This is a genomic window from Naasia sp. SYSU D00057 (genome assembly GCF_017916505.1).
Lineage (GTDB): Bacteria > Actinomycetota > Actinomycetes > Actinomycetales > Microbacteriaceae > Naasia.
Genome location: NZ_JAFMSZ010000003.1, coordinates 396,350 through 410,252 on the forward strand (window position 1 = coordinate 396,350; position 13,903 = coordinate 410,252).

Sequence of the window (13,903 nt, forward strand, 5' to 3'; positions counted from 1 at the left end):
TGGGCTCGGTGGGGGGGAATGCCCGCGGGGTGGCAGCGGCGCGCGCTGCCACCCCGCGAGAGGTCGTCCGACCGGGGACTACTCGAGCCCGATGGACTCGTCGATGAACTCGTTGGTGTAGGTGTCGGTGGCGGTCAGGCCCTCCTTGACCGTCGTGCCCTGGCCCTCGAACGTGGCGACGGCCTTGTCGAAGAACGCCGCCGCACGCTCGTCGTCGAAGTCGCCGATCGTGTCGTTCTCGCCGTTGCCGGCGAGGCCCTCCGCCAGCTGCGTCTCGACCGAGTACTCCGCGACGCCCTGCGAGTAGGGGTAGCCGAGGTCGTACTGCTCGGTCGCGTCGAGGATGAGGTCGATCGTGGCGTCGGAGTCGGCGAAGAAGTCGACCTCGGCCTGCTGCATCACCGGCACGAAGGCCTCGAGGCAGCCGGAGAGGTCCTCGAGCTCCTCGGTGCGCACCGAGACCGCCGACGAGTACGGGTCCCAGCCCTCGTCGCTGACGAGGGCGTACTCGACGTCCTTGCCCCAGTCGGCGACCTCGTTCTTGTAGATGTAGGGCTCGGCGGACGCGAAGCCCTGCTGCGCGTCCTTGCCCTGCGCCGCGACGAACGCGGCGGGCGTGCCGTCGTAGCCGCCGTCGCCGACGGCCGGGTCGATGATCCCCTCGTTGATCATGTAGTCGATGTAGGGGGAGCTGGCGCCGAAGTAGCGGAGCTTGCCGCCGCTCTCGAGGAGGGCGTCGCTGAGGCTGCCGTAGTCGGTCACGTCCGGGTAGGTCTCCGGGTCCCACATCGCCATGAACGGGCTCTTGTCGAGCGGCGCGAACACGGCGGTCATCGCGAACTGGTCGGACGTCTGCACGTTCGCGTCGGTGCCGACGTAGCCCATCGTGATCTCGGAGTCCTGACCCATGGTGGCTGCGACGCCCGAGAAGGCGACGGCCGGCCCGCCGGCGCGGATCTCGAGGTTCACGCCGGTGTACTCGCCGGCCGCCATCAGCGGACCGGTGACCGACTTCGCCTCGGCGTCGATCGTGTAGTCGTCCGCGATCATCTGGTACAGGTGACCGTGCTCGGACTCGGGAACCCAGTCGGTCTGGACGACGATGGTGGCCGGGCAGCCGGCCGCCGCCAGGTCGATCGAGCCGACGGCGAGGTCGGTGCTCGGGGCCTCCGACTCGCCGGCGCCGCTGGCGCCGCCGCTGCAGGCGGTGAGGGCGACGGTCGCGATGGCGACCGACGCGAAGGCGGCGACCCGCTTGGACTTGAGGTGCATGACCTCTCGCTTTCTGTAGTGGAGTGCAGGAATGGTGCGAGGTGGTGCGGAGGAGGGGTCTAGTTGGTGGCGGGCTCGTACCACTTGCCCACGGCGGCCTTCGTGAGCCAGCCGAACAGGGCGAAGATCGCGACGCCGAGCAGGGCGGCCGCGAGGATCGCGGCGAACAGCTGCGGACCCTGGAGTCGCGCGGTGTAGTTGGAGATGAGCGAGCCGATGCCCGGCGTGCCGCGGCGGAAGAAGAAGTCGCCGACGATCGCGCCGACCACGGCGAGCCCCGCCGAGATCCGCATGCCCGCGAACATGGCCGGCAGTGCGGCCGGCAGCTGCAGCTTGGTGAGCACCGTCCAGCGGGATGCGCCCTGCAGCTTGAACAGCTCCCGCTGCGACCTCTCGACGCCCTGCAGGCCGAACAGGGTGTTCGACACCATCGGGAAGAGGGCGATGAGGACGCTGACGATCATCCGCGCGAAGAACTCCTGCCCGAACCAGAACCCGATGAGGGGCACGAGGGCGAGGATCGGGATGCACTGCAGGATGACCGCGTAGGGGTAGAGCGTGCGCTCGATGGCCCTCGCCTGCGACATCGCGACCGCCCAGACCACCCCGATCACGATGGCGACGGCGAGACCGGCGAGGCTGACCAGCAGCGTCTGGACGATCGCGTTGCCGATGTCACCGGCGACGCGGGCGTCGAAGAAGCCCTCGGTGAAGATCCGGTGCGGCGCCGGCAGCAGGAAGCTGAGCCGGCCGAGCAGGGCGCTCACCAGATACCAGAGCGCGAGGATCAGCGCGAGGAACGCGATGGGGGGACCGACCAGGAGGGCGGTGCCCTTGGTTCCGCGGCCGGGGCGACGGACCTGGAGGGTGGGGGAGCCCGTGGTCGGGAGCTCCTTCGCGACGGTGCTCATGAGTGGCCTTCCCGGAGGGCGTGCGAGACCTTGCCGACGAGTTCGGCGAACTCGCCCGTGTAGCGGACGTCGGGGTCGCGGGGCATGTCGAAGGGCACCTCGAAGACGTCGACGATGCGGCCGGGCCGGCCCGACATGACGACGACCTTCGTCGACAGGTAGACGGCCTCGGACACCGAGTGCGTGATGAAGAGGCCGCCGAACTGCTGCTCCGCGAAGAGGCGGATCAGCTCGTCGTTGAGGCGCTCGCGGGTGATCTCGTCGAGGGCGCCGAACGGCTCGTCGAAGAGGAACAGCTCCGGGTCGAGGGTCAGTGAGCGGGCGAGTGAGGTGCGCATCCGCATGCCGCCCGACAGCTGCTTGGGCAGGTGCTTCTCGAATCCCGTGAGGCCGACCAGCTCGATCGCGTCCGCCGCCTTCGCCGCACGGTCCTTCTTCGACCGCCCGTTCAGCTCGGCGAGGAGCTCGACGTTGCTCTCGACGTCGCGCCAGGGCAGCAGCGTCGCGTCCTGGAAGACGTAGCCGATCCGGCTGGTCGCGACGCTCGCGGTGCCCGCGGACGCCTTCTCGAGCCCGGAGGCGATGCGGAGGAGGGTGCTCTTGCCGCAGCCGGACGGCCCGACGACGGTGACGAACTCGCCGCGCTCCACGGTGAGGTCGACTCCGGAGAGCGCGATGGTGCCGTTCGGGAACTGCATGGCGACGTCGCGGAAGTCGAGCAGGGCCGTGCCCGTCGGCGGCGCGGCCGGCGATCGGGTCGGAGTGGAGAGGGTCATGGGATCACCTTCCGGAGGACAGTGTGGACAGGAGGGGCGCGGGCGCCAGGGTCGCCGGAGCGGCTGAATCGGTCTGGACGGTGGTGCGGCTGACGAGGCGGCCCGCGGAGAGCACGAACCGGTCGCCGGGGGCGAAGGCGATCGCCTCGCCGAGGTTCTCGGCCCGGACGGCGAGGAGATCGGCGACTCGACCCGCGACGGGTCCGGCGGCGGGGAGGCCCATCACGTCCCGGGCGTTGTCGGTGACGAGCGCGATCGCCTCCTCGAAGTCGAGGTGCCCGGCCGTGACCAGGAGGGACGCCGTCTCGAGCGCGTCGCAGCGGCCGACCGGGTTGAAGGGGTCGCGGACGTTGTCGGCGCCGGCGGCGACGCGGATGCCGGCGTCGAGCAGTGCCCGCAGGGCGGTGAGGCCTCGCGGGGTCGCCACGGGGTACTCCCAGCCCTGCAGGTAGAGGTTCGTGATGGGCAGCGTGATGATGCCGATGTCGCTCGCCAGCACCTCGTCGATCAGCGGCTCGAGCTGCTCGGGCGGCAGCACGCCGAGCCGGACGCAGTGGCCTGCGCTCGTCGTGACCGGCCAGTCCCGCACCAGGCGGGCGTACTCGGTGAGGGTGTCGGGCCCGCCGAGTCCCTCGTCGGTGTGCAGGTCGACGCCGACGCCGCGGCGCTCCGCGATGGCGAGCAGGCGGCGCAGGTCGGCGGAGGGGTCGGGCGCGAGGTGCGATGCGCCGCCGACGAGGTCGACGCCGCGATCGAGAGCGGCCTCCACGTCGCTGTCCGGGGCCTGCCAGCCGGCGAGGGCGACGAGCTCGAGGTGCATCAGCCCGGCGAGCTCCTCGCGGACCTGGACGAGGGCCTCGACGCCGCGCATCGGCTCGTCGCCCTGCAGGATGTCGACGTGGCAGCGGACGGCGGTCGTGCCGTTCGCGAGGAGCCGGAGCGCGGCGGCCCGGGCGCGGTCGGCGATGCTCTCGACCGTCATGCCACTCGCGTACGCCTTCCACGACTCGATGGCGCGGACGAGATCGCCCTGCGGCGGGCGGATGAGGTCGTAGGACATGGCCTTGTCGAGGTGGGCGTGCGGCTCCGCGGGAGCCGTCATCAGGAGATAGCCGTCCAGCTCGAGGGTCGCGTCGGCCGGCGCGGGAGCTGCAACGCCGGCCGGCAGCACGGCGGAGACGCGGTTCCCGTCGAGCTCCACGTCCACCCGGCGGCCGTCCGCGAGGGTGGCGCCGCGGAGCAGGCGGAGGGGCCGGGGAAGGGCTTCGGGCACGGCGGGGACCTCCGGTTCGAGGGGGTGCTGCCGCGCCGTCGGGGCAGGAGGGATGTTCACGACATCAACAGGGACGACGCTATGGACGGTGCGTTTCCGCGGTGTAACGCCGGTGTGACCCTCTGTAAATTGCTTCGCCGAGGGCGAGGGAGCCTTCTATAGCCGTGATTGCATGAGACTCGCGGGCCCGTTCCGGCGCCCCTTCTGCACCCTCCGGAGGACACCGTTCGCACTTCCGATCTCCGCGTCGACGTGACCGCGGACGGCACGCTCGCGGGCGCCATCCGCCCCGCACCTGTCGCCGACGTCCAGGCCGGCCGGCTCGGCCGGCGCATCCGCCGCCTGCGGCTCGACCGCGGCATGACCCTCGTCGCGCTCGCCGAAGCGGCGGGCCTTTCGCACCCGTTCCTCAGCCAGCTGGAGCGCGGCCTCGCGCGGCCGAGCATGGGAAGCCTGGAGCGCATCGCCCGGGCGCTCGGCACGAGCCAGCTCGAGCTGTTCGCCGGCGCGGAGGAGCCCGCCGTGGAGGACGCCGACATCACGCCGTCGCTCGTGCGGGCGGGCGAAGGGCCGACCGGCCCGTACGCCGAGGGCGGCGCCCGGCTGCTGGTGCGCGGCCTCCGGCAGTTCCAGCCCATCGAGTTCGCCGGATCGAACGCGGAGCCCGACGCGTTCTACGTGCACGACGAGGACGAGTTCGTGTACGTCCTCGAGGGCCGCGTGCGGGTGGAGCTCGACGGGGAGGGGGAGTGGCTGCTCGAGGAGGGCGACTCCCTCTACTGGCACTCCCGGACCCCGCACCGGTGGAGCTCTCCCGGCGGGAAGCCGTATCGGATGCTCGTCGTGAAGGACCGGTTCGGCCGGGGAGAGGATCGGCCGTGAGCGCCGGCGGGGAGTTCCCGGTCCGGGTGCGGCGCCGCACGATGGCGGCGGACGCGGTCGTGCTGCTCGAGCTGGAGTCGCCGGACGGCCGCCCGCTGCCCGGCTGGTCTCCGGGCGCGCACATCGACGTCGTGCTCGCCGACGGCCGGGAGGCCCAGTACTCGCTGTGCGCCGACCCGAACGACCGCTCGTGGTGGCGCATCGGCGTGCTGAAGGAGGGCGGCGTCTCGGCCCACCTGCACGACGCCGTCGCCGAGGGCGACACCCTTCAGGTGCGCGGACCGCGCAACCACTTCTCGTTCGCGCCGTTCCCGGGCCGCAAGTACATCTTCATCGCGGGCGGCATCGGCATCACCCCGATCTACGCGATGCTGCGGGCCGCTGCGGCGGCCGGCAATGAGACGCGGCTGGTGTACGCCGGGCGATCCCGGTCGGCGATGGCGTTCGCCGGGGAGCTCGCCGCCGACTACGCGGACACCGCCGAGTTCTTCGTCGCCGACGAGGGGATGCGCGCGGACGTCGCGGCGCTCCTCGCCGATCCCGAGCCGGGCACGATCGTCTACTGCTGCGGACCGCGGCGCCTGATCGAGGCGGTGGAGGAGGCGGGCCGCTCCTGGCCGCGCGGCTCCATCCACCTGGAGCGGTTCGAGGCGAAGGTGCTCGGGGAGCCGGTCTGGAACGAGCCGTTCGAGGTGGAGCTGATGCTGTCCGGCGAGACGGTGACGGTGCCGCCGCAGCGGAGCATCCTCGAGGTCGTGGAGGAGCACGGCATCCTGGTGCCGTCGAGCTGCCGCGTCGGCACCTGCGGCACCTGCGAGGTCGCCGTGGTGGACGGCGAGATCGAGCACCGCGACAGCGTCCTCTCGCCGGAGGAGCAGGAGGACAGCTTCGCGATGATGGTCTGCGTCTCCCGCGCGAGGTGCCCCCGAATCACCCTCGAGCTCTGACACTCCTTCTCCCCGTCCCTCAACAGGCATTCCTCCCGCCAACAGGCAGAAATGACGGAGTTCTGCCTGTTGGCGGGATTTCTGACTGTTGGGGGAGAGGGCGGTTCAGCTCCCGCCGGTCCGCCGCCGGAGCAGGTCCTCGAGGTCGCGGACGATCGCCCGCTCGTCCGCGCTCGTCAGGCGGCCGTCCTCCACCACCGGTCGGCCTGCCACCAGGACGTGCCGCGGCCTGCGACCGGGAGAGGCCCACAGCAGGCCCGCCACCGGGTCGGCGACGCCCGCGTCCGCGGCACCGGTGACGTCCCAGGCGGCGATATCGGCCGCGGCCCCCACCGCGATCCTGCCGAGGTCCGGCCGGCCCAGGCCGTCCGCGGACCCCGCCGTCGCCATCTCGAGCGCGGTGCGCGCGGGCAGCTGCGGCCCGACGAGCCCCGAGACCTGCATCGCGAGCCGCGCGTCGGCGAGGAGGTGCCCGGCGTCGTTGCTGCCGCCGCCGCTCGTGCCGAGGCCTACGCGGATGCCCGCGGCGAGCAGCCGAGCAACGGGCGCGACGCCCCACCCCATCGGCACGTCGCAGCCGGGGGCGTGCGTCGCGGTGACGCCCGCCGCCGTGAGGCGGTCGATCTCGGCGTCCGTCACCGCGCACAGGTGCGCGATCGTCACATCGGGGGCGAGCCACCCCCACTCCTCGAGCAGGTCGAGCGGGCGACGCCCGTAGCGTTCGGCCGCGATCTCGACGTCGACCTGCTCGTTCGCCTGGGTGCGCCGCCGCAGGCCGTGCCGCGCGGCGACCTCGCCGAGCAGCTCGAAGGTCTCGCGGCCGTCGCTGTGCACTCCTGCAGGACCGACCGCCACCTGCAGCAGCCCGTCGGCGGTGACGCCGCCGGACGCCCCGGGCAGCAGGGCCTCGACGATCGCCTCGGCGCTCTCCGCAGCAGGACCCGCCGCGTCACGGGCGGTGCCGCGCACGAACACGAGCCGGGCGCCGAGCGAGAGGGCCGCATCCGCCGTCGCGCGAGCCATGCCCACCGAGTCGGCCCCGGCCGGCCAGGTGAGGTGATGGTCGGCCACGGTGGTGACGCCGCTCAGCAGCGCCTCGGCGAGGCCTGCCCGCGCGGCGATCCCCGTCGACTCCGGGTCGACGCCGACGGCCGCGTAGGCAGCCGCCATGGTGGGCAGCCAGTCGCGCATCGGCACGCCGCGGGTGCCGGGCAGCGTGCGGAACGCGGTCTGCAGCAGGTGGTGGTGCGCGTTGACGAGCCCGGGGGTGAGCACGCAGCCGGCGACGGACAGCCGCTCGACGGGCTCGTCCGGGGCGAGCGACTGCGCGGCTGACCCGCCCGCGCCGGGGGCGGTCACGGCGGCGACCCTGCCTTGCGACACCACGACATCGGCGGGCCCCTCCGTCCCGTCGGCGCGTACGACGGTGACGGCATCGTGCAGGATGAGCATGCTCCCGTTCCTACATCCCGCCCGTTACGGGCCCGTTTCACGAGGGAGGCGGCCGTGCTCGAGATCGCCGAACGGCTCCTCGCCGCCGCGCGCGCCGGCGCTCCGATCGCCGTCGCCACGGTCACCGGGGTCACCGGAAGCGCCCCCCGCGACGTCGGCACCTCGATGGCGCTCGCCGGCGGGTCCGTGCTCGGCAGCATCTCGGGCGGCTGCGTCGAGTCGGCGGCTGTCGAGGTGTGCGAGCGGGTGCTCGAGCGCGGACGCGCCGAGACGGCCCACTTCGGCTTCGGCGACGAGGAGGCGCTCGCCGTCGGGCTCTCCTGCGGCGGCGAGCTCGACGTGCTCGTGCATATTCCGGATTCCGAATGCGTCCGTGCCGAGCTCGCCGCCGCGGCGGCGGGTACGGGGGCAGGACTCGGCACGGTGCTCTCCGGTCCGCTCGCCGGGCGGAGCGTGGCCTGGCGCTCGGGCCGCGGGCGCGCGGGCGAGCTCACCGACGCCGACCTCGCGCCTCTCGGCATCGACCTCGGCCGGGTGCGCTCGGCGGTCGACGCGCAGGTCGCGACGGGTGCGAGCGGCCTCGTCGAGCTGGAGTGCGGACCGGACACTCTGAGGCTCTTCGTGGAGTCGGCCCTGCCGGCACCGCGCCTGCTGCTGTTCGGGGCCGTCGAGTTCGCCGCGGCCCTCGCCGCAGCGGGGCGCCTGCTCGGCTACCGGGTCACGGTGTGCGACGCGCGCCCCGCCTTCGCGACGCCCGAGCGGTTCCCGGCCGCGGCCGAGGTGGTCGTCGAGTGGCCGCACCTCTACCTGGCGGGCACCCACACGGACGAGCGGACCGTCGTCTGCGTCCTCACCCACGACGACCGCTTCGACCTGCCGCTGCTGCGGGAGGCGCTGTCCCGCCGCGTGGCCTACGTCGGTGCCCTCGGGTCACGCCGGACCGCCGCCCGCCGGATCGACGCACTGCGGGAGGCGGGACTGGACGACGCCGCGCTGTCCCGGCTGCACTCGCCCATGGGACTCGATGTGGGCGCGGGCACGCCGGAGGAGACGGCCGTCTCGGTGCTCGCCGAGGTGCTCGCGGTGCGCACCGGCGCCTCCGGACGGTCCCTCCGGGACTCGACCGGCCCCATCCATCCCCGCCGGGCGGCGGCGGCGCTCTAGCGGGCCCGGAGCAGGCGCCAGACCCGATCGCGGGTCATCGGCAGCTCATGGGGCCGCACCCCGACCGCGTCACGGATCGCGTTGGCAAGAGCCGGCGCGATCGGGTTGTACGGAGCCTCGCTCATCGATTTGGCCCCGAGTGGCCCGAGATCGTCGTGGGTCTCCGCGAACAGCACCTCCGTCGTCGGCACGTCGGCCATCTGCGGGATGTGGTAGTTGCGGAACGTCCGAGTGGTGACGGTCCCCGCGCCGTCGGTGCGGACCTCCTCGTACAGCGCCGTGCCGATCGCCTGCGCCGTTCCGCCCTCGATCTGACCCCGCAGCTGCTCCGGATTCAGCACGGTTCCCGCATCCGCGGCCTGGACCGACCGCAGGATGCGCACCTCGCCGGTGCCCGGGTCGACCGCCACCCGGAAGGCGTGCACGTTGAAGGCGAGACTCCGGGGTGTGCCGCTCGCGGTGGCGGTGGCGACGAGGGGCGCCTCGGCGGCGATCTCGGCCAGCGGGATGCGGCGAGCGCCGAGCAGCACGGCGCCGCCGGCGAGGAGCGGCTCCGCGCCGTTCCCGTCGGCGAGTCCGAGGGCGGCGCCGAGCACGGCGGCGCGCAGCGCGAGCGCCGCCTCGTGCACCGCCTTGCCGGCGACGACCGTTCCGGCCGACCCGAACGCGCCGGTGTCGTACTTCGCGGCGTCGGTGTCCGATTGGCGCAGCCGCACGTGCTCCGGGGGCAGGCCGAGCGCTTGGGCGACGAGCTGCACGTGCACCGTCGAGGTGCCGTTGCCGAACTCGGCGGTGCCGACGTCGAGGGTGGCGCCCCCGTCGGGGTCGAGCGTCAGCCGCACCTCCGAGTAGTGCCCCCGGGGTGGCATCGTCGCGATCATGCCGAGGGCCATGCCCGTGCCGACCAGCCAGCCGTCGGGCGCCGGATCGCCGCCTTCCGCGACGGCGCGCTCCGCGAGGTCGAGGCACTGGTCGAGCCCGTAGCCGGACAGCTCGAGGTCGGTCTCCTCGTCCGCGTCGGTCACGATCACCGGATCACCGGGCACGACGACGTTGCGCCGCCGCAGCTCGAAGGGGTCCAGGCCGAGCTTCCGCGCGAGCTCGTCCATCGCCGACTCCACCGCGAAGAGCACCTGGCCGAGGCCGTAGCCGCGGAACGCGCCGGACGGCGGGTTGTTCGTGTAGACGGCCTCCGCATCGACACGGCGGTTCGGCACCCGGTAGACGCTCACCGACTCGTGGGTGCCGTGGAACATCACTCCCGGCCCGTGGTTGCCGTACGCGCCGGTGTCGCTCAGCACGTCGACCGCCATCGCGGTGAGCGTGCCGTCGTGCCGCGCGCCGAGTGTGACCGACACTCGCTTGGGATGCCGGAGGGTCGCGCCGGTGAACTCGTCCTCGCGGCTGTACTCGTACTGCACCGCCCGCCCGGTGCGGAGCACGGCGAGCGTGACGAGGTCCTCCGTCAGCAGCTCCTGCTTGCCGCCGAAGCCGCCGCCGACCCGCGCCGCGAAGACGCGCACACCGTCGCGCTCGAGGCCGAAGATGCGCGCGATCTCGTCGCGCACCAGGTAGGGGACCTGTGAGCTGGTGCGGAGGACGAGCCGGCCGTTCGCGTCGAGCCAGCCGCGCGTTCCGTGGGTCTCCAGCTGGGCGTGGGAGACGCGCGCCGTGCGCCACGTGCCGGAGACGACGACGTCCGCCTGGGCGAGTCCCGCCGCGACATCGCCGAGCTCCCCGTGCTTCTGGGCGACGACATTCCGCTCGGGCGCGGCGATGCGCGCGACGAAGGGGTCCTTCTCGCCGTGCAGCAGTGGAGCGCCGGGACTGCGGGCCTCCTCCGGATCGAAGACCGCGGGCAGCACCTCGTAGTCGACTCTGAGCAGCCGGCAGGCCTCCTCGGCGATCCCGACCGTGTCGGCGACGACGGCGGCGACCCGCTGTCCGCGGAAGCGCAGCACCCGGTCGAACACGAGGGTGTCGTCCGGATCCTCGAGTCGGTTCTGGTGCCGGCCGGTGGAGAAGAGGGTGGCGGGGGAGTCGTCCGCGGTCAGGACGGCGTGCACGCCGGGAAGAGCCCGCGCGGCGGCGGCGTCGATCGAGCGGACGCGGGCGTGGGCGTGGGGGCTCCGCAGCACGGCGAGGTGCAGCAGGCCGGTCGTGGAGAGGTCGAGCGTGTACCGCTCGGCGCCCGTCACGACGCGCTCCGCGGCGGGGGCGCGGACCGAGCGGCCCACCCCGCCGGTGCCCCGCTCCTCCGTCGTGCAGACGCCGTGGAGCGCATCCGTGATGCTCCGGTAGCCGGTGCAGCGGCAGAGGTTGCCCTTGAACAGGCGCGGCAGGTCGGCGTCCTCGGCGTGCTGCACGGCCTCGCTCGACGCGGTGACGACCATCCCGGGGGTGCAGAAGCCGCACTGGAAGCCCGCCGCGTCCACGAAGCGCTGCTGGACGGGGGAGAGGGACCCCACGTCGCCCAGCCCGGCGGCGGTGGTCACGGCGCGGCCCTCGATGCGATGGGCGGGGTAGACGCAGGAGTGCACGGGCTCGCCGTCGACGAGCACGCCGCAGGCGCCGCAGTCGCCGGCGTCGCAGCCCTTCTTCACCTCGAAGTGCTCATGCTCGCGGAGGAGCGTCCGCAGGCACTGCCCGGGGAAGGGATCGGCGTCGAGCGCCCGTCCGTTGACCTCGAACCTCATCGCAGCTCCTCCCGGATCTCCTCCGCGAAGCGGCGGGTCATCGCCTCCCGCCAGTCGGGCGCGCCGTGCGGGTCGTCGTACCAGGTGCCGATCCCGTCGATCGCGGTCGCGACGTCGGCGGTGCTCGGCGGGGCGGGGAAGCGCAGGATCTCGGGCCGCTCAGTGCCCCCGGTGATCCCGATGGTGACCGCGCCGTTCCCGTCGCGCCGGCCGATCACGACCGTGCCGGCCCGCCCCTGGGGGGACAGCGCGATGCGCCGGAAGGCGATGCGGGCGGCGAGGGCGGCGGCGGGGAACGTGATCGAGCGGATCACCTCGCCCGGCTCCAGCGCGGTGCGGCGGACGCCGAGCACGAGGTCGGCGACCGCCATCCGCCGCTCGCCGTCGGCTGTCCAGAGCAGGGCTTCGGCGTCGAGGGCGGTGGCGAGAGAGGTGAGGCCCCCGGCGGGGAGGGCGAGCGCGATGTTGCCGCCGATGGTGGCCGTGTTCCAGACCTTGAACGACGCGACGAGGGAGTCGGCGCAGCGGGGGAAGAGGGAGAGGGCCGGCCACTCGGGACGCGCGGGGATGCGGAGGAGCTGGGCGAGCGTGCAGGTGGCGGCCACAGTCAGGGAGCCGTCCGGCTCCTCGGCCCACGGCTCCCAGCCGAGCGCGGTGAGGTCGACGAACTCGGTCAGGTGGTCCTGCGGCTCGGAGAACAGCCACGTCCCCCCGCCGAGCGGAGCGCCGCCCTCGCCGATGACGAGTTCGGAGCGCTCGCGCGGCAGGCGCACGGCACGCAGTGTGGGCAGATCCACGAAGCCTCCTTCCGGCAGGGTGCGCTCATCCAACCGGACCTCCATTGCGGGCATGTTTCCGCCGGTCCGCCAGGGGCGGTCGGCCGGTCCGATCCCGCCTACCCCCGGGAGGAGGGGAACAGATCAAGGAGAATCGGCGGTTCCCGAGCCGCCGCATGCGGATCCGGGCCCGTTCCGCCGAAGATCTCCTCGATTCGTTCCGCCACGGCCGCCGAGGGGGCCGTTTGGCGGTTCGGCGGACATCACGTACTCTGTACGGAGCCAAAGACCGCCGGTTGTCGGCGTGCCCGCTTGCGGGACCGCCGCCTAAGGCTCGCGATATGCGAGGGCCTGCGCAGGTGTTCGAAGTTCGTCCCTCCGGGACATGAAGCTCCGTGCGTCTGCGCCGGAGCTTTTCTCATTCGTGCATCCGTGCGGTCCTTTTCGACAACGTAAAGGAGACCCATGGCGACGAAGGAAGCGTCGGTCGCAGAGCTCACGGACCAGTTCCGTAACTCGAACGCCGCCCTGCTGACCGAGTACCGCGGGCTCACGGTCGCGCAGCTGAAGACGCTGCGCAAGAGCATCAGTGAGCACGCGACCTATGCCGTGGTGAAGAACACCCTCACCAAGATCGCGGCCAACGAAGCGGGCATCTCGTCGTTCGACGACGAGCTCGTGGGGCCGTCCGCGATCGCCTTCGTCCACGGTGACACTGTCGCCGTCGCGAAGGCGCTGCGGGACTTCGCCAAGGCGAATCCCCTGCTTGTCGTGAAGAGCGGCTACTTCGACGGCGCTCCGCTGAGCCCCGCCGACGTGACGAAGCTCGCGGACCTCGAGCCCAAGGAGGTGCTGCTGGCCAAGGTCGCCGGCGCCGCCAAGGGCCTGCTGTTCCGTGCCGCTTACACGGTCAACGCGCCGCTCTCGAAGGCCGTTCGCACGGTCGACGCGCTGCGCGACAAGCAGGAGGCCGCGGCCTGAACCGGCCCGGCCTGAATCCGAACCACCAGCCACACAACACACAAGGAGAAACCGATGGCGAAGCTGTCGACCGACGAGCTGCTTGACGCGTTCAAGGAGCTGTCCCTGATCGAGCTCAGCGAGTTCATCAAGAAGTTCGAGGAGACCTTCGAGGTCACCGCCGCCGCGCCCGTCGCGGCCGCCGCCCCCGCTGCCGGCGGTGCCGGCGCGGCTGCCGAGGAGGAGGAGGAGAAGGACTCCTTCGACGTCATCCTCGAGGCTGCCGGCGACAAGAAGATCCAGGTCATCAAGGAGGTGCGCGCGCTCACCAGCCTCGGCCTCGGTGAGGCGAAGGCTCTCGTCGACGGCGCTCCGAAGCCGGTGCTCGAGGGCGCCAACAAGGAGACCGCTGAGAAGGCCAAGGCTCAGCTCGAGGGCGCGGGCGCGACCGTCACCCTGAAGTGACCTCGCGCGGCGCACTGCGCCGCCGAGGTCAGGTTGAGGGCGCGCCATCGCTTGGCGCGCGTCTCGAAACCTGAAGGACGCGTTCCTCGTCGACCTCGGTCTCGAACCTCAGAGGGCAACGCCCGCCTGAGTCCCTCAATCCTGATCCCGGAGTCTCCGACTCCGAACCTCGTCCCCACAAAGGGCGTCCGAAAGGGCCGCCGCTCCCCACCGGAGCGGCGGCCCTTTCCTGTTCGCGCCGGGCGGCATGGTCGCGCTCCCATGCCTGCCAGAACGCCCCGGTAACGATTCGGCTACTCCTCGTTGCGCAGGCCCTCGCCAAGTTGTCG

12 protein-coding genes are annotated in these 13,903 nt (G+C 72.6%); 5 read left to right on the plus strand and 7 right to left on the minus strand.

What is annotated here, in order from left to right:
- Positions 1-78: 78 nt before the first annotated feature.
- The 4 genes from J3P36_RS12415 to J3P36_RS12430 are packed head-to-tail and all read right to left on the minus strand — an operon-like array spanning position 79 to position 4,232.
- Positions 79-1,272, minus strand: a complete 1,194-nt coding sequence (locus J3P36_RS12415) for an ABC transporter substrate-binding protein (protein WP_210508486.1) — start codon at positions 1,270-1,272, stop codon at positions 79-81.
- A gap of 59 nt (positions 1,273-1,331) precedes the next feature.
- Positions 1,332-2,183, minus strand: a complete 852-nt coding sequence (locus J3P36_RS12420; protein ID WP_210508487.1) for an ABC transporter permease — start codon at positions 2,181-2,183, stop codon at positions 1,332-1,334.
- Entirely contained in the window at positions 2,180-2,959 is a 780-nt protein-coding gene (locus J3P36_RS12425) for an ABC transporter ATP-binding protein (protein ID WP_210508488.1), read from the minus strand. The genes J3P36_RS12420 and J3P36_RS12425 overlap by 4 nt, the downstream gene beginning before the upstream one ends.
- Before the next feature lie 4 nt (positions 2,960-2,963).
- Entirely contained in the window at positions 2,964-4,232 is a 1,269-nt protein-coding gene (locus J3P36_RS12430) for an amidohydrolase family protein (RefSeq protein WP_210508489.1), read from the minus strand.
- A gap of 252 nt (positions 4,233-4,484) precedes the next feature.
- Between J3P36_RS12430 and J3P36_RS12435 the strand changes: the two genes are divergently transcribed.
- Positions 4,485-5,114: an XRE family transcriptional regulator gene (locus J3P36_RS12435; protein ID WP_307807082.1), complete on the plus strand. Its 630-nt coding sequence runs from the start codon at positions 4,485-4,487 to the stop codon at positions 5,112-5,114.
- Positions 5,111-6,061, plus strand: a complete 951-nt coding sequence (locus J3P36_RS12440) for a PDR/VanB family oxidoreductase (protein WP_307807083.1) — start codon at positions 5,111-5,113, stop codon at positions 6,059-6,061. Before J3P36_RS12435 ends, J3P36_RS12440 begins: the two co-directional genes overlap by 4 nt.
- Positions 6,062-6,166: 105 nt before the next feature.
- Here the strand turns inward: J3P36_RS12440 and J3P36_RS12445 are convergent, their stop codons facing one another.
- Positions 6,167-7,513 carry an amidohydrolase family protein gene (locus J3P36_RS12445; protein ID WP_210508490.1) on the minus strand — a complete coding sequence of 449 codons (1,347 nt, stop codon included), beginning with the start codon at positions 7,511-7,513 and terminating at the stop codon, positions 6,167-6,169.
- Between the two features lie 54 nt (positions 7,514-7,567).
- Here J3P36_RS12445 and J3P36_RS12450 point away from each other — a divergent pair, with 54 nt between their 5' ends.
- The gene (locus J3P36_RS12450) at positions 7,568-8,677 is read left to right on the plus strand and encodes an XdhC family protein (protein ID WP_210508491.1); all 1,110 of its coding nucleotides are present in this window, start codon (positions 7,568-7,570) and stop codon (positions 8,675-8,677) included.
- On the opposite strand, the gene J3P36_RS12455 is transcribed toward J3P36_RS12450, so the two are convergent.
- Complete coding sequence (locus J3P36_RS12455) at positions 8,674-11,373, minus strand: molybdopterin cofactor-binding domain-containing protein (RefSeq protein WP_210508492.1); 2,700 nt, start codon at positions 11,371-11,373, stop codon at positions 8,674-8,676. The two genes, J3P36_RS12450 and J3P36_RS12455, sit on opposite strands and share 4 nt — an antisense overlap.
- On the minus strand, positions 11,370-12,170 hold the full coding sequence (locus J3P36_RS12460; protein WP_210508493.1) for an FAD binding domain-containing protein: 801 nt from the start codon (positions 12,168-12,170) through the stop codon (positions 11,370-11,372). The genes J3P36_RS12455 and J3P36_RS12460 overlap by 4 nt, the downstream gene beginning before the upstream one ends.
- 444 nt (positions 12,171-12,614) lie before the next feature.
- Between J3P36_RS12460 and rplJ the strand changes: the two genes are divergently transcribed.
- Together rplJ and rplL are read left to right on the plus strand one after the other, a co-directional pair.
- Positions 12,615-13,130: a 50S ribosomal protein L10 gene (gene rplJ, locus J3P36_RS12465; protein WP_210508494.1), complete on the plus strand. Its 516-nt coding sequence runs from the start codon at positions 12,615-12,617 to the stop codon at positions 13,128-13,130.
- Positions 13,131-13,184: 54 nt separating this feature from the next.
- A complete protein-coding gene (rplL, locus tag J3P36_RS12470) occupies positions 13,185-13,574 on the plus strand; it encodes a 50S ribosomal protein L7/L12 (protein WP_210508495.1) in 390 nt (129 codons plus the stop codon).
- The last annotated feature ends 329 nt before the right edge of the window (positions 13,575-13,903 follow it).